At 67.0% G+C, this 24,552-nt stretch carries 26 protein-coding genes; 7 read left to right on the forward strand and 19 right to left on the reverse strand.

Going from position 1 to position 24,552, the window contains the following annotated elements:
• Positions 1 to 120: 120 nt before the first annotated feature.
• Both NDO75_RS22920 and NDO75_RS22925 read right to left on the reverse strand, forming a co-directional pair.
• On the reverse strand, positions 121 to 1,377 hold the full coding sequence (locus NDO75_RS22920) for a Glu/Leu/Phe/Val dehydrogenase (protein WP_310908949.1): 1,257 nt from the start codon (positions 1,375 to 1,377) through the stop codon (positions 121 to 123).
• 181 nt (positions 1,378 to 1,558) lie between these two features.
• Positions 1,559 to 1,771: a hypothetical protein gene (locus NDO75_RS22925; RefSeq protein WP_310908950.1), complete on the reverse strand. Its 213-nt coding sequence runs from the start codon at positions 1,769 to 1,771 to the stop codon at positions 1,559 to 1,561.
• A 121-nt stretch (positions 1,772 to 1,892) separates the two neighbouring features.
• Here NDO75_RS22925 and NDO75_RS22930 point away from each other — a divergent pair, with 121 nt between their 5' ends.
• Complete coding sequence (locus NDO75_RS22930; RefSeq protein ID WP_310908951.1) at positions 1,893 to 3,293, forward strand: NAD-dependent succinate-semialdehyde dehydrogenase; 1,401 nt, start codon at positions 1,893 to 1,895, stop codon at positions 3,291 to 3,293.
• 209 nt (positions 3,294 to 3,502) lie between these two features.
• On the opposite strand, the gene NDO75_RS22935 is transcribed toward NDO75_RS22930, so the two are convergent.
• Both NDO75_RS22935 and NDO75_RS22940 read right to left on the reverse strand, forming a co-directional pair.
• Positions 3,503 to 3,970, reverse strand: coding sequence for a carboxypeptidase regulatory-like domain-containing protein (locus tag NDO75_RS22935; protein ID WP_310908952.1), 468 nt, complete (start codon positions 3,968 to 3,970; stop codon positions 3,503 to 3,505).
• A gap of 42 nt (positions 3,971 to 4,012) precedes the next feature.
• On the reverse strand, positions 4,013 to 4,270 hold the full coding sequence (locus tag NDO75_RS22940; protein WP_310908953.1) for a carboxypeptidase regulatory-like domain-containing protein: 258 nt from the start codon (positions 4,268 to 4,270) through the stop codon (positions 4,013 to 4,015).
• 388 nt (positions 4,271 to 4,658) lie between these two features.
• On the opposite strand from NDO75_RS22940, the gene NDO75_RS22945 reads away from it, so the two are divergent.
• Entirely contained in the window at positions 4,659 to 5,264 is a 606-nt protein-coding gene (locus NDO75_RS22945) for a PH domain-containing protein (protein WP_310908954.1), read from the forward strand.
• Entirely contained in the window at positions 5,242 to 5,862 is a 621-nt protein-coding gene (locus NDO75_RS22950; RefSeq protein WP_310908955.1) for a PH domain-containing protein, read from the forward strand. The genes NDO75_RS22945 and NDO75_RS22950 overlap by 23 nt, the downstream gene beginning before the upstream one ends.
• 14 nt (positions 5,863 to 5,876) lie before the next feature.
• On the opposite strand, the gene NDO75_RS22955 is transcribed toward NDO75_RS22950, so the two are convergent.
• Entirely contained in the window at positions 5,877 to 6,227 is a 351-nt protein-coding gene (locus NDO75_RS22955) for a DUF5658 family protein (protein ID WP_310908956.1), read from the reverse strand.
• 1,007 nt (positions 6,228 to 7,234) lie between these two features.
• Between NDO75_RS22955 and NDO75_RS22960 the strand changes: the two genes are divergently transcribed.
• Both NDO75_RS22960 and NDO75_RS22965 read left to right on the forward strand, forming a co-directional pair.
• Positions 7,235 to 8,410 carry a hypothetical protein gene (locus NDO75_RS22960; protein ID WP_310908957.1) on the forward strand — a complete coding sequence of 392 codons (1,176 nt, stop codon included), beginning with the start codon at positions 7,235 to 7,237 and terminating at the stop codon, positions 8,408 to 8,410.
• A gap of 65 nt (positions 8,411 to 8,475) precedes the next feature.
• A complete protein-coding gene (locus NDO75_RS22965) occupies positions 8,476 to 8,712 on the forward strand; it encodes a hypothetical protein (RefSeq protein ID WP_310908958.1) in 237 nt (78 codons plus the stop codon).
• A gap of 41 nt (positions 8,713 to 8,753) precedes the next feature.
• Here the strand turns inward: NDO75_RS22965 and NDO75_RS22970 are convergent, their stop codons facing one another.
• The 12 genes from NDO75_RS22970 to NDO75_RS23025 all read right to left on the reverse strand — a co-directional run bounded on the left by NDO75_RS22970 (position 8,754) and on the right by NDO75_RS23025 (position 21,875).
• Positions 8,754 to 9,623: a class 1 fructose-bisphosphatase gene (locus tag NDO75_RS22970; protein ID WP_310908959.1), complete on the reverse strand. Its 870-nt coding sequence runs from the start codon at positions 9,621 to 9,623 to the stop codon at positions 8,754 to 8,756.
• Positions 9,624 to 9,625: 2 nt separating this feature from the next.
• Positions 9,626 to 10,420, reverse strand: a complete 795-nt coding sequence (locus tag NDO75_RS22975; RefSeq protein WP_310908960.1) for a class I fructose-bisphosphate aldolase — start codon at positions 10,418 to 10,420, stop codon at positions 9,626 to 9,628.
• 191 nt (positions 10,421 to 10,611) lie between these two features.
• Positions 10,612 to 11,343, reverse strand: coding sequence for a hypothetical protein (locus tag NDO75_RS22980; RefSeq protein ID WP_310908961.1), 732 nt, complete (start codon positions 11,341 to 11,343; stop codon positions 10,612 to 10,614).
• Positions 11,344 to 11,604: 261 nt separating this feature from the next.
• Positions 11,605 to 12,774 (reverse strand): XdhC family protein, encoded by a 1,170-nt coding sequence (locus tag NDO75_RS22985; RefSeq protein ID WP_310908962.1) that lies wholly within the window; start codon positions 12,772 to 12,774, stop codon positions 11,605 to 11,607.
• A complete protein-coding gene (locus NDO75_RS22990; RefSeq protein ID WP_310908963.1) occupies positions 12,771 to 13,679 on the reverse strand; it encodes a DUF364 domain-containing protein in 909 nt (302 codons plus the stop codon). Before NDO75_RS22990 ends, NDO75_RS22985 begins: the two co-directional genes overlap by 4 nt.
• Positions 13,676 to 15,091 carry a VWA domain-containing protein gene (locus NDO75_RS22995; RefSeq protein ID WP_310908964.1) on the reverse strand — a complete coding sequence of 472 codons (1,416 nt, stop codon included), beginning with the start codon at positions 15,089 to 15,091 and terminating at the stop codon, positions 13,676 to 13,678. Before NDO75_RS22995 ends, NDO75_RS22990 begins: the two co-directional genes overlap by 4 nt.
• Positions 15,088 to 16,080, reverse strand: a complete 993-nt coding sequence (locus NDO75_RS23000) for a MoxR family ATPase (protein WP_310908965.1) — start codon at positions 16,078 to 16,080, stop codon at positions 15,088 to 15,090. Before NDO75_RS23000 ends, NDO75_RS22995 begins: the two co-directional genes overlap by 4 nt.
• Positions 16,077 to 17,192 (reverse strand): XdhC family protein, encoded by a 1,116-nt coding sequence (locus NDO75_RS23005; protein ID WP_310908966.1) that lies wholly within the window; start codon positions 17,190 to 17,192, stop codon positions 16,077 to 16,079. The genes NDO75_RS23000 and NDO75_RS23005 overlap by 4 nt, the downstream gene beginning before the upstream one ends.
• A gap of 66 nt (positions 17,193 to 17,258) precedes the next feature.
• Positions 17,259 to 19,742, reverse strand: a complete 2,484-nt coding sequence (locus NDO75_RS23010) for an aerobic carbon-monoxide dehydrogenase large subunit (RefSeq protein WP_310908967.1) — start codon at positions 19,740 to 19,742, stop codon at positions 17,259 to 17,261.
• The gene (locus tag NDO75_RS23015) at positions 19,739 to 20,398 is read right to left on the reverse strand and encodes a 2Fe-2S iron-sulfur cluster-binding protein (protein ID WP_310908968.1); all 660 of its coding nucleotides are present in this window, start codon (positions 20,396 to 20,398) and stop codon (positions 19,739 to 19,741) included. The genes NDO75_RS23010 and NDO75_RS23015 overlap by 4 nt, the downstream gene beginning before the upstream one ends.
• The gene (locus tag NDO75_RS23020; protein WP_310908969.1) at positions 20,395 to 21,282 is read right to left on the reverse strand and encodes a xanthine dehydrogenase family protein subunit M; all 888 of its coding nucleotides are present in this window, start codon (positions 21,280 to 21,282) and stop codon (positions 20,395 to 20,397) included. Before NDO75_RS23020 ends, NDO75_RS23015 begins: the two co-directional genes overlap by 4 nt.
• Positions 21,279 to 21,875: an SRPBCC domain-containing protein gene (locus tag NDO75_RS23025; protein ID WP_310908970.1), complete on the reverse strand. Its 597-nt coding sequence runs from the start codon at positions 21,873 to 21,875 to the stop codon at positions 21,279 to 21,281. Before NDO75_RS23025 ends, NDO75_RS23020 begins: the two co-directional genes overlap by 4 nt.
• A gap of 161 nt (positions 21,876 to 22,036) precedes the next feature.
• Here NDO75_RS23025 and NDO75_RS23030 point away from each other — a divergent pair, with 161 nt between their 5' ends.
• Together NDO75_RS23030 and NDO75_RS23035 are read left to right on the forward strand one after the other, a co-directional pair.
• Positions 22,037 to 23,266 (forward strand): molybdopterin molybdotransferase MoeA, encoded by a 1,230-nt coding sequence (locus tag NDO75_RS23030; RefSeq protein ID WP_310908971.1) that lies wholly within the window; start codon positions 22,037 to 22,039, stop codon positions 23,264 to 23,266.
• Positions 23,263 to 23,952 (forward strand): nucleotidyltransferase family protein, encoded by a 690-nt coding sequence (locus NDO75_RS23035; protein ID WP_310908972.1) that lies wholly within the window; start codon positions 23,263 to 23,265, stop codon positions 23,950 to 23,952. Before NDO75_RS23030 ends, NDO75_RS23035 begins: the two co-directional genes overlap by 4 nt.
• A gap of 19 nt (positions 23,953 to 23,971) precedes the next feature.
• Here NDO75_RS23035 and NDO75_RS23040 read toward each other — a convergent pair whose 3' ends face one another.
• On the reverse strand, positions 23,972 to 24,124 hold the full coding sequence (locus tag NDO75_RS23040; protein ID WP_310908973.1) for an AbrB/MazE/SpoVT family DNA-binding domain-containing protein: 153 nt from the start codon (positions 24,122 to 24,124) through the stop codon (positions 23,972 to 23,974).
• A gap of 58 nt (positions 24,125 to 24,182) precedes the next feature.
• Positions 24,183 to 24,476, reverse strand: coding sequence for a hypothetical protein (locus tag NDO75_RS23045; RefSeq protein WP_310908974.1), 294 nt, complete (start codon positions 24,474 to 24,476; stop codon positions 24,183 to 24,185).
• Positions 24,477 to 24,552 lie beyond the last annotated feature (76 nt).

Raw genomic sequence — 24,552 nt, forward strand, 5'->3', positions numbered from 1 at the left:
TACAAATGACGGTCCAGCTGGTAAGTGTTTGTTGGAACTACGAGTGTCTGTCAAACTGAAAACAGTCGGTCATCGATCCGCGACTCGGACCCCGCTACCGACCGAGCGGTGACCGGCCGATCAGGGCCAGCTACCGGCCTCTTCGAACGCGTCGGCGACACGCTGAATCGCGACGACGTATGCCGCGGTCCGCGGGTTCTCGAGGTCGTTCTCCTCGTAGGCCTCGACCAGCGCGTCGAAGGCGTCCACGATGACCGTCTCGAGTTCGTCGTTGACGCGCTCTTCCGACCAGGAGAAGCGTTGGCGGTTCTGGACCCACTCGAAGTAGGAGACGGTGACGCCGCCCGCGTTCGCGAGTATGTCCGGGATGACGAAGACGTCCTTCCCCTCGAGTACGTCGTCAGCCGCGGGGGTCAGCGGTCCGTTCGCCGCCTCCGAGATGACGTCGGCTTTCACGTCTTTTGCGAGGTCTTCGTCGACCGCGTTCTCGAGCGCGGCGGGGATCAGCAGGTCGACGTCGAGGGTGAGTACCTCGTCGTTGGTGATCTCCTCCTCGCTCTCGCTGTAGCCGACGACGCTGCCGGTCTCGTTTTTGTGCTGCTTGGCCCCGACCGGGTCGAAGCCGTCAGGGTTGTAGATGCCGCCACTCGAGTCGCTGGCGGCGACGACGGTCGCGCCCATCCGGTCGATCAGTTTCGCGGCGATCCAGCCGGCGTTGCCGTAGCCTTGCACGGCGACGGTCGCACCCTCGAGGTCCTTGTCGAGATAGTCGAACGCCTCGCGCGCGGCGAGGACGGTCGAGCGACCGGTCGCCTCGACCCGGCCTTCGCTGCCGCCCGAATCGAGCGCCTTCCCCGTGATGACGCCCGGTTCCGTCGTGTTCTCCAGAGTCTCGTAAGTGTCCTTGATCCAGTTCATCTCCCGCTGGCCCGTGTTCACGTCGGGGGCGGGCACGTCGCGGTCCTCGCCGATCATCGGTCGCAGTTCCTTCGCGAACGAGCGGGTGAGGCGCTCGAGTTCCGCCTCGGAGTAGTCGTCGGGATTGATAACGATACCGCCCTTGCCGCCGCCGAGCGGGATGTCGACGATCGCGGTCTTGTAGGTCATCCAGCCGGACAGCGCTTTGACCTCGTCGCGGGAGACCTGCGGATGGTAGCGGATGCCGCCCTTGTACGGCCCGCGGTCGCCGTTGAACTGCGAGCGGAAGGCCTTGAACCGCTCGAGGTCGCCGTCATCGCGTTCGATCGTGAGGTTCGTCTCGAGGACACGCTCGGGGTGTTTGAGCCGCTCGATCACGTCGTCGCCGATGTCGAGATAGGTCGCTGCCTCGTCTATCTGCGATTGCAGGCTTTCGAACGGGTTGGCTTCCTCGCTCATAGGAGGGAGATTCTAGCGACCGGGGGATAAGCGTAGCGAATATCTATCATAGAAGGGTATGGGTGTTCACTCAGGACGACTTAATCACCCATTATATCGACCGTTCGGTCACTTTTCGCCTAAAGCGGCTGTACCCGATCCCGAATTCACTCGACTCGAGCGCGATCGAGATGCGTCCGGATTATGCCGCTTCGACGGGATCGCAGCCGGTTCGCGATCGCCGGTCGACGACGGTTCCGCAGACGGGACAGACGAGCAGTCGATCGCCCCGTTCCGTCTCGGTCTCCCAGTCGTCGGCGATCGTTCCTTCGTGACCGCAGTCCGGACAGAAGAGGACGGTCTTTCCCCGTGCTGGCGGCGGATGCGAATCGTCGTGGTACGTGTACGTCGTCATGGGAATTCCTAGGAATCCTGCGGGTTTAGGGGTTGTGTGGGACGAACGATCGTGACGAACGACGACCGTCCCTTAGCTGGCAGCCCCGCGTACTAAGCCGCTCGTCGTGGTCGACCGCCGTATGTCTATCGAGAGTACGAATCCGGCGACGGGAGACGTGGTCGACAGGTTCGAGGAGACGTCGGCCGACGAACGGGACGAGCGCATCGCGCGGGCGACAGAAACTTTTGAGGAGTGGTCTGAGACGCCGATCGAGACGCGCCAGCGACTCGTCGCGAACGCGGGTGAGGTGCTCCGAGAGAACGCGGACGAGTACGCCGAACTGATGACCGAGGAGATGGGGAAACCCATCGGGCAGGCCCACAGCGAGGTCGAGAAGTGCGCGTGGCTCTGTGACTACTACGCCGAAACCGCCGCGGAACACCTGCAGGACGAGGTGATCGCGAGCGACGAAGACGCGAAGACGGTCGTGGCTTACCAGCCGCTCGGTCCGATCCTCGCGATTATGCCCTGGAACTTCCCGTTCTGGCAGGTGTTTCGCTTCGCCGTTCCCAACCTCGCGGCTGGCAACGTCGGCCTGTTGAAACACGCCTCGAACGTCCCCGGCTGTGCGCAGGCCATTCAAGACATCTTCGAGGAGGCCGGCTTCCCCCAAGGCGCGTTCACGACGCTGCTGATCGGCTCCGACGAAATCGACGAGGTGATCGAAGACGACCGCATCGCGGGCGTCACCCTCACCGGCAGCGGCGGCGCGGGCCGAGCGGTCGCCGAAACGGCCGGCAGCCAGCTCAAGAAAACCGTTCTCGAACTCGGCGGGAGTGACCCCTTCGTCGTGCTCGAGGACGCGCCGATGGAGGAGACGGTCGAGACGGCAGTACAGGCCCGCCTGATCAACAACGGCCAGTCCTGTATCGCAGCGAAGCGATTCATCGTAGTCGACGAGGTCTACGACGAGTTCGTCGACCGATTCGTCGAGGAGATGAACGACCAGACCGTGGGCGATCCGATGGACGAGGAGACCGATATCGGCCCGCAGGCCCGCGAGGACCTCATGGAGGACCTCCACGAGCAGGTCGAGGAGACAGTCGAGAAAGGCGGCGAGATCGAACTCGGCGGCGAGCCGATGGACCGCGACGGCGCGTACTACCCGCCGACGGTCCTGACCGACGTGCCCGAAGACGCCCCCGCGGATCAGGAGGAACTGTTCGGCCCCGTCGCGACCGTCTTCCGGGTCCCAGACGAAGACGCCGCGATCGAGAAGGCCAACGACACCCGCTTCGGGCTCGGCGCGAGCGTCTGGACGGAGGACCTCGAGCGCGGCGAACGCGTCGCCCGCGAGTTCGAGTCCGGGCTGGCGTTCGTCAACGAACTCGTCAAGTCGGATCCCCGGCTCCCCTTCGGCGGCGTGAAAGACTCGGGCTACGGTCGGGAGCTCTCGGAACACGGGATCCGAGAGTTCGTTAACACGAAGACGATCTGGGTCCAGCAGGACGCCGGCGACGAGACGGGACTGGTGGAATAACGTAGCCGCTCCGAACATACCTCACCGGCGGCGTCTCGCCGTCCTCGGTTTCGAACAGGAGAGCGACTAGATCTCGCCGAGGTCGTCCGCCGGGCGGTATCCCCGATCGAACTCGAGGAGACAGTTTCGCATGCGTCGGCGACGGTCGCAACACCGAGACGATCTGCTCGAAAGACCGATTGCGTACGACGAATCGTCACTACGCACGGTTACGGTCTGTCCGATCGGTTCCGATACAACCCGGCGAGCGTGGCCGAGACCAACGCGCCGAGAAAGAGGACGGCGAACAGTAGGAGATCGATCACTCGAAAGCGAACCGAAGACCGCTCCGAAGCGGGAGTTCGAGAGTCGCTATCGGCGTCGTCGGTAACGTTATTCGTCACATTGGTGACCGGCGTCTCGTTGGCTGTCGATCGGTTCGTCGTCTCGTTCGGACTGTCGTTTCGTTTGGGGACGAGCGTCACGTTCTGCTCGATCGACTCGCGGTTCTCGGCCTCGATCGCGACTCGCCGGATGTAGTAGCCGGTCGCGTTCACCTCGAGCGTATGCCGCTCTCGCGGGACGACTGTTTCGTACGCACCGTCAGGCCCTGTCACCGTCTCGGCACCGATACTTCTGATTGCTATCGTCGCGTTCTCGATTGGGTCGTTCGTCTCGTCCCGTACTGTTCCGAGCACTTTAGCCGTCGCTACCGAGAGCGTGACGTCGAGGGTCGCCCACTAGGTCGACGTGACGTTCACAGTCGCCGTTTCCCGATGGAAGCCGTCCGCGGAGACGACGATTTCGTGCGTACCCTCGGGGAGTTTCAGATTGTAGTATCCGTCGCTGGCAGGGGTCGTTTTCCTTTCAGTACCGTTCACTGCGACTGTCGCGTCCATGATGGGGTTCCCCTCTTCGTCGGTCACTCGTCCACTGAGACGGCCCGTATTCTCGTCGTCAGCCGAGTTGACGTTCGCCGCCTGACCGATACCGATCACAGTCTCGCCGGCCGTCGCTGTTCGGATCGCAGTCGGTTGCTCGACCGGTATCTCAGTTGAATTGGACCGAGTGATTGTAGTGGTCGGCAGAGATACAATAAATATGATAGATATGACGACGGCGATCGTTCGTCTTCCAGTAACACCCATACGTTTTCCGACATCTCGAGTGGGAGTAGTTTCCCGCGAATAATTATTATTTCTATGAGGTTACCGGTTGCGGGCCGAGGCGCGGTCGTTAGTGTTTCCGACGCGTTTTTGTGGACACTGTGTGACAGGAAAGTCATGATCAATCAGTACTACGAGGAGTTCGCGGTCCACGAGTTCGACCGAACCGTCCTCTCGCTGAAACGCGAACACGCCGCTGGGGAGGAGGAGTGATCGTCCCATGAGCACGGAATCGATCGACACCGACGCGGACCTCGAGTGGCTGTCGCTCGAGGCCGACGAGGAGATCCTCTGGGCCGGTGGCCCTGACCGACGGACGCTCATCCCGGCGGTCGCGATCGGGATCCCGCTCTCGATCGTCCTGATCGGCCTGGTCATCATCGCGAGCGAGTACCTTCGGGTGACGAACACCCACTACGTCGTGACGACCCGGGCGCTGTACAAGAAGACGGGCGTCCTCTCGCGGGACGTCAAGCGGATCGAACACGAGAAGGTGCAGGACATCTCCTACAGCCAGAGCGCGCTGGGGACCCACTTCGGGTACGGCGACGTCGAAGTGAGCACCGCCGGCGGCTCCGGCGTCGAGATGTCCTTCGACGCGGTCCCCGATCCGAAGGGCGTCCAGCAGCGGATCAGCGAGCGGATCGACCGCAAGCGAGGTGCCGCCGCGGACGGCGAGTCGAGCGAGGACGTTCTCGCGGAGATCCTCACCGAACTCCGAGCGATCCGGACGACGCTCGAGGACGACGAGGCCGTTCGATCGTCCACCCGAGACGGCACCGACGGCGGCTCCCCCTACGAGTATGACGAGGACCGATCGGTCTGAGCCGGCGGCGGGAGTCGACTCGAGGCCGAGCGCCGGCGAACCCGGGACAGCGATTCCGACCTGGCTCCCGGTCGAGGACGGCGAGGAGATCCGCTGGCAGGGCGGACCGCGAATTCAGACCGTGCTTCCGTCGGCCGCGTTCGCCGTCGTCGGCACGGTCGCACTGCTGGCCGCGATCGCCCTCGATTTCCTGCCGGTTTTCGCCGCCGTCGGAATCCCCCTCGTCGTCGCGCCGGCGCTGTGGACGTACGCCCGCGTCTCGCGGACGGCGTTCGTCGTCACCGACGCGGTGGCCGCGACCCGCCACGGCGTGCTCGGCCGGACCGTCAGGACCGTCTCCCTCGAACGGATCCAGAACACGACCGTCGAGCAGACCCCGATCGGGCGGTTCGTCGGCTACGGCACCGTCACGATCGAGACCGCGAGCGGAACCGAGATCGCGTTCTGGAACGTCGAGGAACCGGCGCGGATCCGCGACCGGCTCGAGGCGGAACGCGAGCGCCTGACCGGCGGCGAGGTGCCCGGTTCGCGCGAGCAGTGGACGGCCGTCCTCGAGGAGGTTCGCGCGTGGCGACGGCTCCTCGAGCAGAATCCGTGAACCGTCTCGGCCGATCAGAGAACCAGTGAAATCGTATAGAGGTTCAATAACGCGGCGGCAAACCACGGCACCGCGAGCCCGGCTGGGACGATCGGACGATAGGCCTGCTCGAGCAGCGGCCGGCAGACCAGTCCGACGCCGATTGCGAACGCTTTCAGGCCGACCATCCCCGCCACGCCGTACCCCTCGATCGCCCCGCGAGCAGCCGGGTTCGATTCTGATAGCCCGAGATGGAGGCCGACGAACGTCGTCGCCACGTCGGCCAGCAAGGCGAGCATCACGAGCGCCCAGAGCAGTCGCTCGAGGTCGACGGGCGTCACGTCGCCGGGTAGTCGACGGCGCAGGAACGCGCCCTCGGAACTCATAGCCTCCCCGCCGGAGTCGAACCGGATCGCCGTACCACTGGGAGCAGGCACTGGTTCCACCACCGCGGGTATTGTTATGGGAGTCGTAGGGACCGTTCCGCGGCCAGTAAGGTGTCATAACTGCTCGAAACAGTCACTCGAGGCGCTTCTCGGGATCGGAAGACGGCCGCTCACGACGGAGGCACGTACGCTGTCGGCCTGTTAGAGAGCTCTCCGTCTCGACCTGCGAGCCAGCTACGAACCTGCGGGACACAGAGATAGAGCAACGGGATAGTGAACGCACCCGACTTCGAGAGAACGCCGCGCTTTCTCGGCCGCGTCGGAGATGATCGCGCTGGTGCGGTGAGCAGGCTGGTCGGCCACGATGTCGACCGGCCGGCAGTCGATCCGGGTGTAGGCAGTGAGTACCACTACGACCTGTATCCGCTTCGTCACCGGTACCCGCCACGATACGTTCCAACTTACTACTGTCTGTGTCGATCGGATACGGTTTGCCCGGTTTGCCGTCGCTCACGCGCTCGAGTACGAGTTCCAGTCGGCTACGGAAGCAGAGGGAAAGAGGAGAGATCGGTCCGCGCCGAATCGATCGCCACTGATCGTCGGAGCTCGCCGCGAGGGGTGAGGAGGTTGGGTATCGCGGTCGGGGCGCGGACCGATCGAGAGTGCGTCCTGCCCCCGTGGTCACCAACACGGAGACGGCTATCAGTGAACAGCCGTGGGCCACGAACGCTTGCGTTCAGTCGTGCAGCCTTTATGTCGGACCGATATCAGGGGGTGATCCTCGAGGGACTGGAGGCGGCGAGCGCACACTGACCACCGGTCGAATACGTCGCCCAACTACTAGTCGCCTTCCTGTCAGTACCGGCGGGAACGACGCTTGGCGGCAACTGCAGGCAGAACCCCTTTCATCGATTTTGCCGTTCCTTTCGACGGTAACCGATCCTGTGTCCGTGAACAGATGCGTTGGCGGAACGGGGGCAATAGCGGCCAAACACCGGTGTCGCAGTATGTCCGACGAGTCAGATACCGATCATCTCGTCCAGCGGCTCGCAACGCTCGGCGATCGGGTCGAGACGGGAATGGATCGACGGCAGTTCCTCAGAACACTGGTCAGCGGCGGCTACGCCATCGGCATGGCCCAGTGGCTCGGGGTCGACGACTTCCTCACGGCCGACGACGGCACGGTTCCCGTCGTCACCGCACTCGTCAGGGACGATCCCGACGATCCGTGGTCGGTTCGCGAACGGACCCAGAACGTACCCGCGGAGTGGTACGCCGCCGTCAAAAAAGCGTTCGAGGTCAACGAGCGGCTCGCCCAGATCGCGTTCACCGGCTATCTCGGGAGTGCGGTCATCCCAGGCAGCTACGACAGCGCGACCGCCACCGTCTCCATCGGCGTCTCGAGCGACGGACACTCCGTCGGCGATATGTTCGCCGACATCGCGGAGGGGATCGACATCGACGTCAAGACGATCATCGAGATCGAGGACTTTCGAGACAGCGCCGAATCCGTAGAGCCCCGGCTCGCAGACGCCGTCGCGGACGGCCACGTTCCCAGCGGCGTTGCCTGCGAGACCTCTTCGAGCCTGGCAACGCTCGCACCGGCATTGTACCATCCGGCCAGCGAACGGCGGTTCTTCGTGACGGCCGAACACGCGTTTGCCGAGGACCGCGCGGCGACCGACGGATCCCTGACCCTCCCGCGCGAAGACGGCGATGCTGTCGAACTCGGGACCGTGACGAACTACCATCCCGTGCTGGATGTCGCTACCGTCGAGCCTGCCAGCTGGCTCGCACCCGCAAGCCGGATCGACGCACCATCGGTACCGCGCGTCCGCGGCCAGTTCACCAGATTCGGGCTCGCCGATCTGGTCGCGCGGGACCGCGAACTCGAGAAGGTCGGCGCGCTGAGCGGCCACACGACGGGGAAGATCCAGGGCGTCGATGCAGTGACCTGTTTCACCGACGAGTTCTGTCGCCGCGGGCAGATCCGCTGGGGCGGCGAGATGGACCTGATCGACGGCGACAGCGGCTCCGTGAGCTACCACCGCGACCCCGACGGCGAGGACGGCGAGGTCCTCGTCGCCGGGTTCAACAACGCCCGCACCTGGTGGCCCGGACAGAGCTACGTCTGGGGCGTCGGCGCGTACCGACTGACCGAAGAACATGGCTACCACTTCTGACCGCCGTCCGACCGACCGTCCGAACCGCGCTCGCCAGGCACCCGAAACTCACTCGACGATCCCGCATGAGTAACGATTCCGGTCGTCCCTCCCGATCCGACGCCGAGTCCGACCGGAGCGCCTTCGCCGCGCTTACGAACGGCAGCCTCCGCCTCCTCGGCGACCTGCTCGCCGTCTCGCTGTGGGTCCTGTTTCTGACGTTGCTGTTCCTCGAGACGGCCTGGCCGCGGTGGGCGTTCTACGCGCTGTTGCTGATCGGCGTCGGCGTCTACGTCAGCGTGACGGCGGGCTGGCTCCGCTGACTGCGAAAACAAACGGATCGAAAACGCAACGGGACCGCGGGTTACTCGAGCGCTGCCTCGAGGCGGTCGATCAACGCCACGTTGCCGACGTGGACCGGCGTCCTGTCGTGGATGTCGTCGGGCTCGACGGAAAGCAGCGATCGGTCGCCGTTCGAGGAGCGCCCGCCGGCGCGCTCGACGACGTAGCCGATCGGGTTCCCCTCGAACTGGAGCCGGAGCTTGCCCTCGGGGCGGGACTCGAGGCCTGGGTAGCCGAACGTGCCGCCGTAGGTGAGGACCTGGTTCACGTCGCCGATCAGCGCGCCGCCGTAGCGGAGTTTGAGCTCCGCCTCGATCTCGCGGGCGTACTCCCGGAAGTCGTCGGGCCAGTCGGGGACGCGGCCGCCGAAACCGTAGACGACCGGTTCGTCGGGCAGCGTCACGTCGTCGTCGACGATCGCCCGCTCGCCGCCGGAGAGTTCGTACTCGGCGACGGTCTCGTCGGTGGCGATCACCATCGTCGTGATGGGGCCGTAGAGGACGTACCCGGCGGCGACGAGGGTGTCGCCGCGAGCGGGGAGCGCGTCGTCGTAGACGCCGAAGATCGTCCCCATCGTGTTGTTGGACTTGAGGTTCGACGAGCCGTCGAGCGGATCGACCGCGACGGCGTAGGCGTCCGAGCCGGTAGGGTCGTCGCCGCAGTCGATCACGTCGGCGCGTTCCTCGCTCGCGTACTCGCCGACGCCGTCGATCTCGGCGAGCCGGTCGGCGAGCAGGTCGTCGGCCCAGACATCCGCTTCGGCCTGGGTCTCGCCGCTGGGGTTCTCCTCGTCGACCGTCCCCCGGCGACCGATCAGCCCCTGCCGGATCTCGGTCGCCGAGCGACCGATCGTCGACACGACCTCCTCGACGACTGGGTCGGAGACCGTCATTCCTATTCGGTCGCCTCGAGCGCGGCGTCGGCGGTCGCCTCCTCGTAGATGACCTGTTCGAGCGCGTCGAGCAGCCGGGTGGGGTCCTCGCGCTGCCAGACGTTGCGGCCGACGGCCAGCCCCTTCGCGCCGGCGTCGATGACGGCCTCGACCTGCGAGAGGAACTCGTAGTCCGACGTTTTGGAGCCGCCGGACATGACGACCTTCATGTCACCGGCGCACTTGACGGCGTGAGCCATCGCGTCCTTGCTGCCGGGGTATTTGACTTTCGCGATGTCAGCGCCCAGTTCGAGGGCCAGTCGGGTCGCGTAGGAGATCGTGCCGGGCTTGGTGTCGTTTTTCAGTCCCTGTCCGCGCGGGTACGACCACATGACCATCGGGAGGTCGTACTCGCGGCCCTTCTCCTGCGCGTCGCGGAACTCCTCGACCATCTCGATCTCGTGGTTCGAGCCGCCGTAGACGGTAAAGCCGAGCGCGTCGGCACCCAGTTCGGCGGCGTAGTCGACGGAGCAGTTGACCGCCGAGTCTGGCTCGCCCATCCAGAGGTTCGAGGTTCCGTTCAACTTCAACAGGAGGTTTACGTCGTCCTCGTAGCTGGGATAGTAGCCCTCCGCAATCCCCTTCTGGACGGCCATCGCGGTGACGGCGTCGTGGGTCGCCGTCTCGAAGACCGTCGACGGGTCGAGTTTCTCCGGGACGTCTTCGAAGTCGACGGGGCCGTGCTCGAGTCCGTGGTCCATCGCCAGAATCAGTGACTTGCCGTCGCGAACGATCGGAGAGTCGTCGATCGGAATCATCTGTTAGACGGTCCAACAGTGCGCTATATATCTCTGATGGTCCTGATTATCGAAATTACGTACAAGAGTAGTAATCTCGTCTGCCGACTGGAGATCGACGGAACGCTCGAGCGGCGATTTCGGCCTACACGCGGCGGTTTTGGCTTGTAATAGTGGTCGAATTTCGGCGGGCTGCGAAACGGTCGATCCGCTTACTCGAGCAGTTCGCGGGCGTTGTGTCGCCACATCCGGACGTGGAGAACGTTCAGTTCGAGGAGGTCGGCGACGGTCATCGCATCGACGGTCGCCAGCCGTTCGGCCGACTGAACCCCGGCCTCGGCCAGCGCGTCGGCGTCCTCGGGGCCGACGCCCGTTACCGCCGTCACCGGCGTCGGCTTCGGATACGGCCGCTCCGACGGCCGCTCTCGCGCGGACGAGACGGGTTCGGTGTGTTCGTACTCGAAGGACTCCCAGTCGTCGTCCTCGCTGACCGCGATCCACTCGCGTTCGGCGTCGCCGAGCCCGCGCACCTCGCTCGAGCGCCGGTCGAGGTCGCCGTCGGAGTCGAACGACCACGGTAGCGAGAACTGCCTGCGGAGGGCAGCCGCGACCGATTCGCCGATCCCTTCGTCGAGCAGGCACCGGTAGGAGTACTCCTTCTCGGCGACCGTTTCGGGGTCGATGTCGCACTCCTCGAGGGCCTCGCGTTCGTCGGGTTCGATCGCGGTCTCGGTCCGGCGATCGGCGGTGGCGTCGCGTTCGGACGCCGCGTCGGCGGCTTCGAGGAGGTCGGCCTCGTCGAACTCGAGTTCGACGCTGTCGTCGGGGACAGGGTCGTCGACTTCGGTGACGTCGATAGTAATCCCGATATCGACGACGTTGGCTTCGTCGCTTTCGCTGGCTGTCCCCGAACCCCCGTTGGACGCGACGTTCTTTTCGCTCACACGACTCACCAGTTCGTCTGGAACTCACATCCGCCGACCTTGAAACTTTCTCCGTTCGAGCGACCGCCGGCGCATCAGGACGGCGGGCAGGCTCGAAGCTGGGCCAGTTCCGGCCTTACAGGAGCGCGATCGCGAGCGCCGTACAGAAGAGCACGACCAGCCAGGCGACCCGACCGTGATACAGAGGGTGAGCAACCGGTAACGGACATCTCCAAGATGGCTCGAGATCGTCCATCGAGCGGGCGACGGGCAAGCACCGCGTTACTGTGACGGGACATCGCCCGCCGACTCGACGGTCACCCGGTCGTGGATGTGTCCCTCGCGCCGCTTCAGGTGTCGCGGCGTCCGGTCGTTCGAAACCGCCAGCATCTCCGCGACGATACTGTGTGCGATCTGGTAGGGCGAGCCGCCGCCGAGATCCAGCCCGATCGGCGTGTACAGCGACGACAGCGCCCTCTCGTCGAACGTCCGCCCTTCGTCCGCGAAGGCCTCGAGCATCTCTTCGAACCGTTCGTGAGGGCCCATGAGCCCGACGTAGGGGACCGACGCGTCCAGCAACTGCTCGACCGTCAGTCGGTCGTCGATGAAATTGTGGGTCATGACGACCGCGTGGGTGCGCTCGTCGAGGTCGACCGCGTCGTCGACGGTTCCCGGCGAGGTCGTCAGCGTTCGGTCGGCGTCGGGGAACCGCTCATCGAGGTCGACGCTCCCGCGGAAGCCGACGACGGTTACCCGGAAGTCGTTCTTCGCGGCCAGTTCCGTGACCGGCCCCACGTCGTGACCGGATCCGAAGACTAGCAGCTCCGTCGGAGCCGCGAGGCCGTCGATGAAGACTTCGAGGCGGCTGTCCCCCGGGTCGAGTTCGATGACGTCGGCTCGCCCGCGTTCGGCGAGGTCGCCCGCCGGCCCCGAGAGTCGCTCGGGCCACCCCATCGCAGGGCCGCCGTCCGGCGCTGACAGCCCCTCCTCGTCGGGTCGGTAGTACGCGCGATCCCCCCGCTCGAGCGGGCCGTCCCCGCCCTCGAGGACGGTGAGGACAGCGACGTCTCGCCCCTCGTCGAACGCTTCGACAGCCGGGCGGTAGGTCTCGGTCAGGGGCTCCAGCAGGACGTCGATGATCCCGTTGCAGCCGACGCCCAGCCCCCAGACGTCCTCGTCGTCCTCCATCAGGTCGTACGTCACCAGCTCCGGGCGGCCGCGTTCGCGGACCGACTCGGCCGTCGCGAGCAGGTCGTCCTCGAGGCAGCCCGCGGTGATAGAGCCGACGCCCTCGCCGGCCTCGTCGAGGAGCATCTTCGCGCCGGGTCGCCGGTAGGCGTTGCCTTCGACGTCGACGATCGTCGCCAGCACGTCGGTTCCAGCGGCGTCGAGTCGCTCGTGAATTCGCTGTACCACCTCGGTCTCGGGAACGCTCCAGTTGCTTCGTGTCATTGGTTCAGATCAGTTCGGTCGTCGGTCGCTCCGCCTCGGTTGTTCGCGCTGCCGTCCACCCCTCGCAGTCCCCCGACCCCCGTCGTCTCCCGATTGGCCACCGCGTAGACCTTGCGAACGCCCGCGTCGTGCAGGTCAGTCCCACACGCGCCGGCCCGAATGGCCTCGCGGACGCGCTCGCGGTCCGTCACCGCCGCGCCGGCGACGACGTCGACTCCGGCGTCGAACGCCGGTCCCGGGAGGAGAGACGCCGTCGCGCCGATCAGGACGACCGTCGCCGACACCGGTGCGGCCGCGAGATAGCGCTCGAGTCCGCCGTAGATGAGGGTCGAACCAGTGACGAAGACGACGGAAGCGCCGGCCATCGCCGCGCTCGCTTCGTCCGGTCTGTACGCGGTGGCTCGGACCCCCTCTGGAGCCGATACGGAGCCGACGGCCCGCCGTTCGACGACACGGACGTCGACGTCGGCGAACTTCCGGAACGCCGGCCGGAAGAGCCCCACCGTCGCGACCGTCTCGACGGCGGGGTCCAACAGCGCCATCGGATCGCCGGCGGTCCAGTCGACGAACGGGGCCGACAGCGCGTTGATCGCGGCGACGCCGACCGCGGTCTCGAGCAGATCTGTCCCCGACTCGGAAGCCGTCCGCGTCGCCCACGCGAGGAGCGTCTCGAGATCGACCCCGTCGGCCGTCCCCGCGAAGTCGGTTGCCGCTTCGGCCCCCTCGGACGGGCGGTGGGCGAGACCAGCGGTGGGTCGGTTCCGCGCCGTCGCGCCGCCGCCGGTGCTCGCCAGTTCGACGAGCACCGCCGCGTCGCCGACGGTCACGCGGTCGACCGTCGCCCCCTCGAGCGCGCCGCGGGCCCGCAGGCGGTCGACGACCGCGGGGAGAATCGGATCGGTCACTCGGGATCGCCCCCGTCTCCGGCCGCGATTCGTCGCGGGTCGTGTTCGTAACCGACCGGGCCGTCGATCCCGCGGCGCTCGAGTTGGCGCGCGGCGGCGGCGAGGTCCGGCGGCGTCGCGAAGCCGAACAGGCCGTCGATGTACGGGAGACAGGTCGCCATCCCCCGCGATCGGGGCTCGTACGCCGGCGAGACGGCCAGCGGATTGAGCCAGACGACCGCGTCGGCCCGGCGGGCCAGCCAGGTGATCCCGTCCTCCAGGGACGTCTGGTCGCCGACGTCGAGACCGTCGCTGACCACGACGACGACGGTCCGGCGGTCCACCGCGTGGGGGTGGCGTCGCCGCAGCGTCTGGAACGCGTCGCCGATCCGCGTCCCGCCGCCCCACTCGATCTCGGCCTCGCGGAGGGCGCCTGCCGGATCGCCGCCGGCGCGCTCGAACTCCCCGGTGGCGTCGACGAGGTCGGTGTCGAACAGGAAGACCGAGGCCGTCCGCGCGCGCTCCCGGAGCCGTTCGGCCACGGCCAGCAGCGCGTCGCGGTCGATCGTGTCGAGGACGGACCCGCTGACGTCGATCAACAGACAGCACCGGAGTTCGGTCGGCACTGGGTCGCGAGCGGGGAGTTCCATCGCCGTTCCGCCGGTCCCGAGGCTCGCGCGGAGCGCCCGACGCGCGTCCACGCGGTCGCCGTCCGGGGCCGCTCGGGTGCGCCGGCCCGGAATGGTCGCGAGCGCCGCGACGAACCGATCGATCGCCGCGTCGTCGGCGGCCGACAGCGACGCGTCGTCGGCTTCGACCGGCTGACGCCCCCCCACGGCGCTGTACCTGCGCGCGGCGTCGTCGCCGTCGTCGACCGCTCGCTCGCCGGCGGCGTGGCGCCGGCCGGTCGCGATCCGAACGTCGACGTCGCCCGACTCGTCGCTCGAGTCTGGCGTCGGCGCCTCGTCGTCGGCCGACGGGACCGTCGCCCCGTCGTCGGCCTCGAGGTCTGCGGCGGGCCCGCTCTCGGGGCCGTCGCCGTCGGCAGCGCCACTCCCCTCGTGGGTCGCGATGCGGTCGAGACCGGTCCGTAACCGGTGCCAGAAGGTCGGAAACTCCGCGTCGAAAACCTCGCCGTCGCTGGCCTCGGTGAGCAGGGTCGCCCGGAGCGCGTCCGCGGCGGTCGTTCGATCCGCGAGTCCGACCGCGGCGAGCGCCCGCGCCGCCTCGAGCGTGCCGTCGGCCGCGACCGTCGCACCCTCTCGGCGGAGCCGCCCGACGAAGCGCACGAGTTCCGTCAACACGTGCGTCCGGGCGGCTTCGAAGTCCGGCACACCGCCGGCCGTCGGCCGCTCGAGCCCCCGTCGACCGCGGCGACCGCCGTCGGCTCGGCGGTCGTAATCGCGCCGCTCGGCGTCGGAGTTCGGTGTCATGGCTCTGTCTCGACTCGCGCGTCGGCGTCGGCTGCGGCCGCCCGTAGCTGCTCGAGCAATTCGGTGTCGATCCGGGAGACGTCCTCGACCTCCTTGAGCAGGCAGCCGATCGTCCGCTCGATTTCGTCGGTCGAGAGCGGTCGGTCCCGGTCGTCGGTCCGGAGCGTGGCGACGGCCCGCGCCCAGTCCAGCGTTTCGGCGACGCCGGGCCGCTTGAGGAACGACTCTTCGCGGAGCCGCTCGACGACGGCACAGACCTCGGCCGCGATCGCCGCGTCGAGTTCGGGGACCTTCCGCGAGACGATCTCGTACTCCGTCTCGAACGACGGCGGCTCGACGTGCAAGTAGAGACAGCGCCGTTTGAGCGCGTCGCTGAGTCCGCGGGTCCGGTTCGACGTGAGGACGACGATCGGCGGGTGCTCGGCGCTGACCGTCCCCAGCTCCGGAATCGACACCTGGTAGTCCGAGAGGAGCTCGAGCAGAAAGGCCTCGAAGGCCTCGTCGGCGCGGTCGATCTCGTCGATCAACAGCACCGGCGAGCGGTCCTCGCCGGCGGTGAGCGCGCGCAACAGGGGGCGCTCGAGCAGGTATTCCTCGTCGAAGACGGACTGGGGTCGATCGTCGCGTTCGGCGTCGGACGGCCGGTCCGCGGCTCCCGCGGCGTCGTCAGCGACCGTCCCCTCGTTCGACTGCACCGCCAGCAGCTGTTTCGTGTAGTTCCACTCGTAGAGGGCGTTCTCGGCGGTCAGACCCTCGTAGCACTGCAGCCTGATCAGCTCCGTGTCGAACCCGTCCGCGAGGACCTTGCCGAGTTCGGTCTTGCCGCTGCCGGGCGGCCCCTCCACGAGGAGGGGGCGGCCGAGTTGCAGCGCCAGGTGGACGGTCGTGACCACGCGATCGTCGGCGACGTACTGCTGGCGGCCGAACCGCTCGCGAATCGCCGCCTCGGTCAGCGGTTCGACCGGCGTCACCGGCGTTTCGCCCGTCATGCTAGCTCCGTCGTCTCTCCCTCGGCGGGCTCGAGGTACTCCTCGGGGTCGTTCTCGAACGAGTCCGCGCAGCCGGGACAACAGAAGTAGTAGGTCGTTCCGTCGTGGGTGACGCTCGGCGCGTCCGCCGGCTCGACGGTCATGCCGCAGACCGGGTCGGTCGCCGGCTTCGCGGGGGCGTCGGTCGCCGCGGCGGGCTCGTCCGACTCGTCGACCGCCTCGCCTGAGGCATCGCCGCTCGAGGCGGACGCGACGACGGTTTCGGTCTCGGCCCGAACGTCGATCAGTTCCGCCAGCAGGCTCACCGCGATTTCGGAGCCCGACGACGCCGCGACGTCGACCCCCGCGGGGTTCGTGACCAGCTCGCGGACGGTCTCTGGGTCGCGGTCAACGAGTCCGGCGGCCCGCTCGACGACCTCTGCGGCCCGGCCGTCGCTCGCGACGAGACCGACGTAAGGCGCGTCGGCGAGCACGCCGGCGGCGACCCCGCGGGCGTCGTACTCACCCATCGAGGCCGCGACCACGAACGGCCCCGCGCCGACCGCATCGGCGATCTCGGCGGGCTCGAGCGTCGACAGGACGGTCGTCCCCGCCGGGTACTCGTCCCCGTCGGCGTCGGGGTCGACGACGGTCACCTCGAGGTCGAGTTCCGGTGCCAGCCGGGTCAGCGACCGCGCGATCGGCGAGCCGCCGACGACGAGCAGTCGGGTCGTCGGGACCACCGGCTCGACGAATATCTCGAGGGTCCCCTCGCTGTGACACAGCATGGGATAGGCCTCGAGTCCGGGGCGGTCGACGTCGTCGGGGTCAGGCGCGAGCCCCAGTAGCCGCGGCTCGCCGTCGGCGATAGCCGCTCGAGCGACCTCGACGACGCGCGACTGCGCGCAGGCGGCGCCGCCGATCCAGCCGTGCAGGTCGCCGTCCGCCGTGACGAGCGCGCGGTCGCCGACGTTCGCCGACACCGGCGGCTCTCGCCGGACGACAGTCGCCCGGGCGTACGGCTCCTCGCGATCTCGCAGCGCGCGTTCCCGCGCCGCGAGGTCGCTGTCTGTCGTTTCGGCTCTTCGACCGTCGGTCTCGTCCGCGTCGTCTGGTGGTGTGTCCCCTGTCATTCGGTGATGTCGTGTCGGCGGCGTCCGTCCGCGGGTCGGATCCGAAGGACCCGCGGGGTCGAGCGCTCAGTCGTCCGCGACGCCGTCACTCTCCTGACCCTCGAAGGCGAGTTCGACGTTGTCCGCGGGGTCCATCGCCAGCCCCGCCTCGTCGAGTTTCTTCCAGACGCGATCGGGCGTCATGGGCATCTCGACGTGACTGATCCCGCCGTGGGACATGGCGTCGACGACGGCGTTGACGATCGCCGGCGGCGAGCCGACGGTCGGCGACTCGCCGACGCCCTTCGCCCCGATCGGGTGGTGCGGCGACGGCGTGACGGTGTGGCCCGTCTCGAACTCGGGGATCTCCATGGACGTCGGCAGCAGGTAGTTCATGAAGTCTCCGCCGGTGACGTTGCCGTTGTCGTCGAAGGTGACGTGTTCGAGCATCGCCGTCCCGATCCCCTGGGCCAGGCCGCCGTGGATCTGCCCTTCGATGATCATCGGATTGATTCGGTTGCCGCAGTCGTCGACCGCGACGAACTTCTCGAACTCGACCTCACCGGTCTCGCGGTCGACCTCCACGATCACGATGTACGATCCGAACGGGTAGGTCATCTCCGGCGGATCGTAGTAGTTGACCGCCTCGAGGCCGGGCTCCTCGCTCGTCGGGTGGTTCATGTACGCGCCCGCGGCGATCTCGGTGATCGTGATCGAGCGGTCCGGGGCGCCGGCGACGTGGAACTCGCCGCTCTCGCGGTCCCAGTCGATGTCCTCCTCGGCGGCCTCGAGTTCGTTGGCCGCGATCGCTTTGGCCTTCTCGCGGACCTTGCGCGAGGCGACGGCCGCGGCCGCGCCGGCGACCGGGGTACTCCGCGAACCGTAGGTCCCGAGGCCGTACGGGTCGGTGTCGGTGTCGCCGTGTTCGACGGTGATGTCGTCGACGTTCATCCCGAGTTCCTCCGCGACGATCTGCGCGAAGGTGGTCTCGTGGCCCTGACCCTGGGTCTGCACGCCGACCCGGACAGTGGCGTTCCCGGTCGGGTGAACCCGGATCTCCGCGGAGTCGAACATCTCGACGCCTGCGATGTCACAGGACTTGCCGGGGCCGGCCCCGACCACTTCGGTAAAGGAGGAGACCCCGATGCCGAGCAGCTTGTCGGCGTCCTCCTCGATCCGCCGCTGCTGTTCCTCGCGGTAGGACTCGTAGTCGGCCATCTCGAGGGCTTTGTCGAGGGCCTTCTCGTAGTCGCCGGAGTCGTAGTTCCAGCCGGTCGCGCTCTCGTAGGGGAACTGGTCGGGCTGGATGAAGTTCTTCCGCCGGATCTCGGCGGGGTCCATGTCCAGTTCGTCTGCGAGTACCTTCACCATCCGTTCGATGAGGTAGACCGCCTCCGTCACGCGGAACGAGCATCGATAGGCCACCCCGCCCGGCGCGGTGTTGGTATAGGCCGCCGTCAGCGTCCCGTAGGCGGTGTCGATGTCGTACGACCCGGTGAAGATGTTGAAGAATCCCGCGGGGAACTTCGAGGGCTGGGCGACGGCGTTGAACGCGCCGTGGTCGGCCAGCACGTCCGTTCGGACCGCCTGGATCTCGCCGTCCTCGGTCGCGGCGAGTTCGCCGGTCATGTCGTAGTCGCGGGCGAACCCGGTCGACTGGATGTTCTCCGAGCGCTCCTCGACCCACTTGACCGGCTCCTCGAGGACGTACGACGCCGCCGCGGCGACGACGTAGCCGGGGTAGATCGGCACTTTGTTGCCGAAGCCGCCCCCGACGTCCGGGCTGACGATCCGGATCTTGTGTTCGGGAATCCCCGAGACCTGCGCGAACAGCGTCCGGTGGATGTGGGGCGCCTGCGAGGTCATGTGGACCGTGAGCTTGTCCTTGCCGGGGTCGTAGTCCCCGACGGCACCGCAGGTCTCGATCGGCGCGGGGTGGAGCCGCTGGTAGAGCATGTCCTCTTTGACCGTGACGTCGGCCTGCTCGAACGCCTCGGCGGTCGCCTCTTCGTCGCCGGTTTCCCAGTCGAGGCAGTGATTGTCCTCCTTGCCCTCGATGTCGTCCCTGATCACCGGCGCGTCGTCCTCGAGCGCGTTCTCCGCCCCGATGACCGGGTCGAGGACGTCGTAGTCGACGACGACCTTCTCGGCCCCGTCTTTGGCCGTGTACCGGTCGGTGGCGATGACGGCGGCGACCTCCTGGGACTGGAACTTCACCTTGTCGTTGACCAGGACGTCCTGGGTGTCGTCCATCAGCGTCGGCATCGTCGCGAGGTCGTGCTCGAGCAGGTCCTCGGCGGTGAGGACGGCGACGACGCCGTCGACGTCCAGTGCCCGGGACTTGTCGATGTCCTCGATGCGGGCGTGGGCGTGGGGGCTACGGACGATCTCGCAGTGGAGCATCCCCGGCTTCTTGATATCGTCGACGTAGTTGCCCCGGCCGGTGATGAACCGCTGGTCCTCCTTCCGCGTGACCTCCTCGCCCATGCCGCCGCGACCGTGGCCGCAGTGTTTCTCGGGCTGTGGCCCGCCGTCTTCGGCCTCGGCGTACTGTTCGGAGTCGCTGCTCATTCGCTCTCACCCCCGGAGACGGGATCGTGATCTCGGTCCGTTGCGGGGCCGCCACAGCAGTTCTCGACGCCGCAGTCGAACTCGCCGTCCTCGGTCGTCAGTTCGGCCGGCGTGACCGTCGAGCCGTCGGCGTCCGTGACGACGCCGCCGTCCGCGGCGGCGATCTCCCCCTCCTCGAGTTCCTCGGCGGCGTACTCGATCGAGCGAACGATGTTCTGGTAGCCGGTACACCGACAGAGGTTGCCGCTGATAGCCTCGCGGATCTCCTCCTCGCTGGGATCCGGGTTCTCGTCGAGCAACGCCTTGCCCGACATGATCATCCCGGGCGTGCAGTAGCCACACTGCAGCCCGTGTTCCTCGCGGAAGCCCTCCTGCAGCGGGTGCAGGTCGTCGCCGGCCTCGGGGAGGTCCTCCATGCCCTCGACGGTCATGAGTTCGCTCCCGTCGGCCTGCGTCGCGAACATGAGACAGGACTTGATCGGCTCGCCGTCCTTGAGGACCGTACAGGCCCCGCAGTTGCCGGTGTCACAGCCGATGTGGGTCCCGGTCAGGTCCAGTTCCTCCCTGATCGCGTGGACGAGCAACTGTCGCGGCTCGACCTCGATCGTGTGTTCCGTGCCGTTTACCGTCAGCGTGATCTCTCGTGTGTCTGTCACTGTGATACCCTCCGTTTGGTGAGTCCGGCGCGCTCGGCGGCGTCGCCCAGCGCCCGCTGGGTGAGGACGTTTACCATCCGTTCCTTGTAGCCGGCGTCGCCGTGTTCGTCCGATTCGGGATTCGACTGCTCGGCCGCCAGCTCGCCGGCACGTTTGAAGACCTCGCTGCCAGGCCGCTCGCCCTCGAGGTGGTCCTCGGCGTCGGTCGCCCGGACGTTCGTGATGTCGACGGCGGTGAGCCCGACATCGGCGGTCTCGATCCGGCCGTCCTCGTCCAGGACGAGCCGCGCGGCCGAGCCGGCCATCGCGTAGTCGCCGACCTTTCGTTTGAGCTTGTGGTAGGCGCTGCCCTCGCGGGGAGCCGGCGTCGGGACCCGGATCTCGGTGATGAGTTCGTTCTCGTCGAGCGTCGTATCGTAGGGCAGCAGGAAGAAGTCCTCCGCCGGAACGACCCGCTCGCCGTCGGGCCCCTGTGCGACGACCTCGCCTTCGTGGGCCAGCAGAACGCTGCCCCAGTCGCCTTTCGGATCCGCCTGCGCGATCGCGCCCGCGACCGTCCCGCGGTTCCGGATCTGCGGATCCGCGACCAGCGGTGCCGCGTCCGCGAAGCTGCCGTACCTCTCGTCGATCAGCTCCGACTCCTCGACGTCGGCGTGACGTGCGAGGGCGCCGATCTTGAGCCAGCCGTCCTCCTCTTCGAGGTAGTCGAGCCCCTCGATGCCGTTGATGTCGATGACCGTCTCCGGCACGGCGAGTCGAAACCGCAGCATCGGGACCATGCTCTGCCCGCCGGCGAGGATCGCCCGGTCGTCCAGGCTCTCGAGGAGGCTCACGGCCTCTTCGACGGTCGCGGGTTCGTGCGTCTCGAACTGTGCCGGTTTCATAGCATCCCGCGGATCCGGTCCGTGATGCCCGAATCCGTCTCCTCGACGTCGCTCATCTGGCGCTCGATGTCGCTGAAGAAGTTGTTCACGATCTTGTTGGCGACGGGGTCGATGACCCGTGAGCCGAGCTGCGCGATGCGGCCCGAGATGTCGGCCTCGGTCCACCACTCGATGCGCGATCCCTCGCCGTCCTCGAGCGGGTGGATCTGCATCCCCGACTCCATGCTGAAGCTACTGCCGCTCGCGGTCCCGCTCCCGGTAGCCGTCATAATGAAGTTCTCCTCGTCTCGCTCCTCGATCGTCACCGATGTCTCAAACCGGGGTTTGACGCTCCCGACGCCGACCTGCATCAGGGCGGCGTACTCCTGCCCCTCGACGAACGCACGCGCCGCGACCTCCTCTGGATCGGCCTCGGGTAGCGTCTCGGCCTCCTCGTCGGCCTCGTAGTCGTCGAAGCTGAAGTCGTCGTTCATCGGCGTGATGTACTGACAGCCCTTCAGCGAATTCCGAACCGCGATCGGATCCGAGAGGACCACCCACGCCTTCCCCGGCGGGACGTCCTCGAGTTCGAACTCGCCGTCGAACTCCATCATACCGCTCCTCCGACGAACCGCAGTCGTCCCGTCTCCCTCGCCATCATCTTTTATAACCCTGCACTATGTGCATACTATTTACCACACCATATGGTATCCCGTAGCATGCAGATAAACGTTAGCGTTTCTCAGCGGACACGTTCCAGGAGCCATTTAAACTAATGACGGGAGGGAAACTACACGACGGCGACGATCTAATCAGCCTCGATGCGGCTGTCGAGCGCGTTCGCGCGCTGCGCTCGGCGTGGCTGCCGTCTCTCGAAACCGAGCGCGTCCCCCTCGACGACCTGGCCGGTCGGACCCTCGCGGAGCCGGTTCACGCGCCGATCGACGTCCCCGAACGGAGCCACGCCACGATGGACGGCTTCGCGTTCGACGCGACCGAAGACTACCCCCTCGAGGTGGTTGACGACCCGGTCTATCCCGAGGACGAACCGCCGACGCTCGAGCCCGGGACGGCGGTTCGGATCGCGACCGGTTCACCGGTGCCGGAGTCGGCCAACGCCGTGCTCAAACGCGAGGAGGCGTCCGTCGAGGACGGCCGGCTCACGGGGACGGCGCTCGAGCCCGGGACCTACGTCTACGAACGAGGTAGCAACGTCAGCGAGGGCGAACGGCTGTTCGACGCGGACGAGCGACTCGGAGCGAAGGACGCGTTGCTCCTCGGCGACCTCGGGATCGACGAGGTGTCCGTTCGCGACCGCGCGTCTGTCGGTCTGCTGGCGACCGGCACAGAGATTCACGAGGGCCACCATCGGGACCTCGACTCGCCGATGCTGGCGGGACTCGCCCGGTCGTGGGGCCACGAGGCGACCTACGAGGGCTCGGTGCCGGACGAGAACGACCGTGTCGAGTCCCGGATCGACGACCTCGCACGCGAACACGACATCGTCGTTACGACCGGCGGCACGAGCGTCGGCGACAAGGACTACGTCGTTCGCGCGCTCGCCTCGCTCGGCGAGGTCCTGTTCCATCGGGTTCGACTCCGTCCAGGCAAACCGATCGCCGTCGCGCGTCTCCCAGACCACGACGCGGTGGCCTTCGCCATCCCTGGGAAACCGGTCGGCGCGTATCTGGTGACGGCTCTGGTCGCGCGCCCGTTCTTCACCGACGATACAGATCTGCCGACCGTCTCCGCGCAACTGGCCCGTGACGTGGGGATCGGAACCCCCGGGTTCACCTACGCGGTCCCGGTGACGCTCGACGACGGCACCGCGATGCCGCTCGGCCACACGGACTCGGCGCTGCCGGTCTACGAGGAGACGTTCGACCCGAGCGTGCTCTCCTCGAGTACGCGCGCGAGCCGCGCCGACGGGTTCGTGTTGACGACGGACGCCCTCGCTGCTGACGAAACGGTCGACGTCGTTCCGTCGACGGCGCTGGAGCGATGACGGACGACGGATCGAACCGGCCGTCGACCACCGACCTTCCGGTCCTCGAGCCCGCCGATCTGCCCGACGCGGCCGCCGAGGGGTGCGACAACGGTGCCAGTGGAAACGCACCGACCGTCGCCGGCATAGTGCTGGCGGCCGGGACGAGCAGCCGCTTCGGCGCGGAAAACAAACTGCTGACGACCGTCGAGGGGGAGCCGATCGTCCGTCACGCCGCGCAGACGCTCGTCGAAAGTGTCGTCGATCCGGTCGTCGTCGTCCTCGGTCACGAAGCCGAGCGCGTCCGAGACGCGCTCGCGGGACTGCCTGTCGAGACGGTCGTCAACGAAGACTACGACGACGGGCAGGCGTCGTCGCTTCGGACCGGGATCGAAGCCGTACAACGTCGGAACGACGAGCCGGAGGCGACCGTCGTCGCACTCGGGGACATGCCGTTCGTCTCCCCCGAAACCGTCGATGCGCTGGTGGTGGCCTACGCCGCGGACGCCGGCGACGCGATCGCGGCGGCGCTCGAGGGCGTCCGTGGCTACCCGGTGCTGTTCGACGAACGGTTCTTCGAACCGCTGACCGCCGTGGACGGTGACGTCGGCGGTCGCGAGATCCTGCTCGAGAGCGACGCGAGCGTCCTCGTTGACGTAGACGATTCGGGCGTGCGACGCGACGTCGACGTCCCCAGCGACGTGTAGAGCGACGTCTCGCGAAGACTTAATCCGTCTCGAGTTTCTTGACGACGATCTGTCCGTTCTCGACGTGCCATTCGATCCGATCTCCCTCGCCGACATCGAGGAAGTTCCGAACCGGTTTCGGTACCGTCGTTAGGTTCTTTTCAGAGATCTTCGTATCCGTAAGCGTACCCATCGGGGTGGCGTACAGCCGTAGTCAATACATAGCTTTCGCTATACCGAAGGATAGGAGATCAGCCACTGGAGCGCCAGCGGTGTGCGCCCCCGTCCGAGGCCTTGGTGAAATCGAGGTTGTACCGGTCGGACTCGATGAGTACCGGTCCCGGGACGTAGGTATATTCGGATCCGGCGACCGGTTCGAGGAGGTTCCGTTCCTCCATCGTCGAGAGCACGTCTCGGACCGTCCCTTCGCGGCCGGGGATCAAGTTCGCTTCGTCCATCACGCCGTCGACATCGACTCGCCCCTCGAGAAAGGCGAGTCGGATCGCCGACACCCACGCCGGTTCGCGTTTCGTCTCCCGACACATGACGGGTACCTCGAGGGCGAGGTTGTTATAGTTTCTGACGGGAATCTGCAAGCCATACGAGGATTCTGCGAACCAA

The organism is Natrinema sp. 1APR25-10V2, from assembly GCF_031626495.1.
Classification (GTDB): domain Archaea; phylum Halobacteriota; class Halobacteria; order Halobacteriales; family Natrialbaceae; genus Natrinema.

Coding starts and splice junctions, on each gene's coding strand:
- NDO75_RS22955 (WP_310908956.1), bottom strand. CDS start 6,227: ATGAGTTCCGAGGGCGCGTTCCTGCGCCGTCGACTACCCGGCGACGTG.
- NDO75_RS22970 (WP_310908959.1), bottom strand. CDS start 9,623: ATGACGGTCTCCGACCCAGTCGTCGAGGAGGTCGTGTCGACGATCGGT.
- NDO75_RS22960 (WP_310908957.1), top strand. CDS start 7,235: ATGTCCGACGAGTCAGATACCGATCATCTCGTCCAGCGGCTCGCAACG.
- NDO75_RS22965 (WP_310908958.1), top strand. CDS start 8,476: ATGAGTAACGATTCCGGTCGTCCCTCCCGATCCGACGCCGAGTCCGAC.
- NDO75_RS22985 (WP_310908962.1), bottom strand. CDS start 12,774: ATGACACGAAGCAACTGGAGCGTTCCCGAGACCGAGGTGGTACAGCGA.
- NDO75_RS23040 (WP_310908973.1), bottom strand. CDS start 24,124: ATGGGTACGCTTACGGATACGAAGATCTCTGAAAAGAACCTAACGACG.
- NDO75_RS23035 (WP_310908972.1), top strand. CDS start 23,263: ATGACGGACGACGGATCGAACCGGCCGTCGACCACCGACCTTCCGGTC.
- NDO75_RS23025 (WP_310908970.1), bottom strand. CDS start 21,875: ATGATGGAGTTCGACGGCGAGTTCGAACTCGAGGACGTCCCGCCGGGG.
- NDO75_RS23000 (WP_310908965.1), bottom strand. CDS start 16,080: ATGACGGGCGAAACGCCGGTGACGCCGGTCGAACCGCTGACCGAGGCG.
- NDO75_RS22975 (WP_310908960.1), bottom strand. CDS start 10,420: ATGATTCCGATCGACGACTCTCCGATCGTTCGCGACGGCAAGTCACTG.
- NDO75_RS22950 (WP_310908955.1), top strand. CDS start 5,242: ATGACGAGGACCGATCGGTCTGAGCCGGCGGCGGGAGTCGACTCGAGG.
- NDO75_RS23010 (WP_310908967.1), bottom strand. CDS start 19,742: ATGAGCAGCGACTCCGAACAGTACGCCGAGGCCGAAGACGGCGGGCCA.
- NDO75_RS22945 (WP_310908954.1), top strand. CDS start 4,659: ATGAGCACGGAATCGATCGACACCGACGCGGACCTCGAGTGGCTGTCG.
- NDO75_RS22920 (WP_310908949.1), bottom strand. CDS start 1,377: ATGAGCGAGGAAGCCAACCCGTTCGAAAGCCTGCAATCGCAGATAGAC.
- NDO75_RS23005 (WP_310908966.1), bottom strand. CDS start 17,192: ATGACAGGGGACACACCACCAGACGACGCGGACGAGACCGACGGTCGA.
- NDO75_RS23030 (WP_310908971.1), top strand. CDS start 22,037: ATGACGGGAGGGAAACTACACGACGGCGACGATCTAATCAGCCTCGAT.
- NDO75_RS22995 (WP_310908964.1), bottom strand. CDS start 15,091: ATGACACCGAACTCCGACGCCGAGCGGCGCGATTACGACCGCCGAGCC.
- NDO75_RS22925 (WP_310908950.1), bottom strand. CDS start 1,771: ATGACGACGTACACGTACCACGACGATTCGCATCCGCCGCCAGCACGG.
- NDO75_RS23045 (WP_310908974.1), bottom strand. CDS start 24,476: ATGTGTCGGGAGACGAAACGCGAACCGGCGTGGGTGTCGGCGATCCGA.
- NDO75_RS22930 (WP_310908951.1), top strand. CDS start 1,893: ATGTCTATCGAGAGTACGAATCCGGCGACGGGAGACGTGGTCGACAGG.
- NDO75_RS23020 (WP_310908969.1), bottom strand. CDS start 21,282: ATGAAACCGGCACAGTTCGAGACGCACGAACCCGCGACCGTCGAAGAG.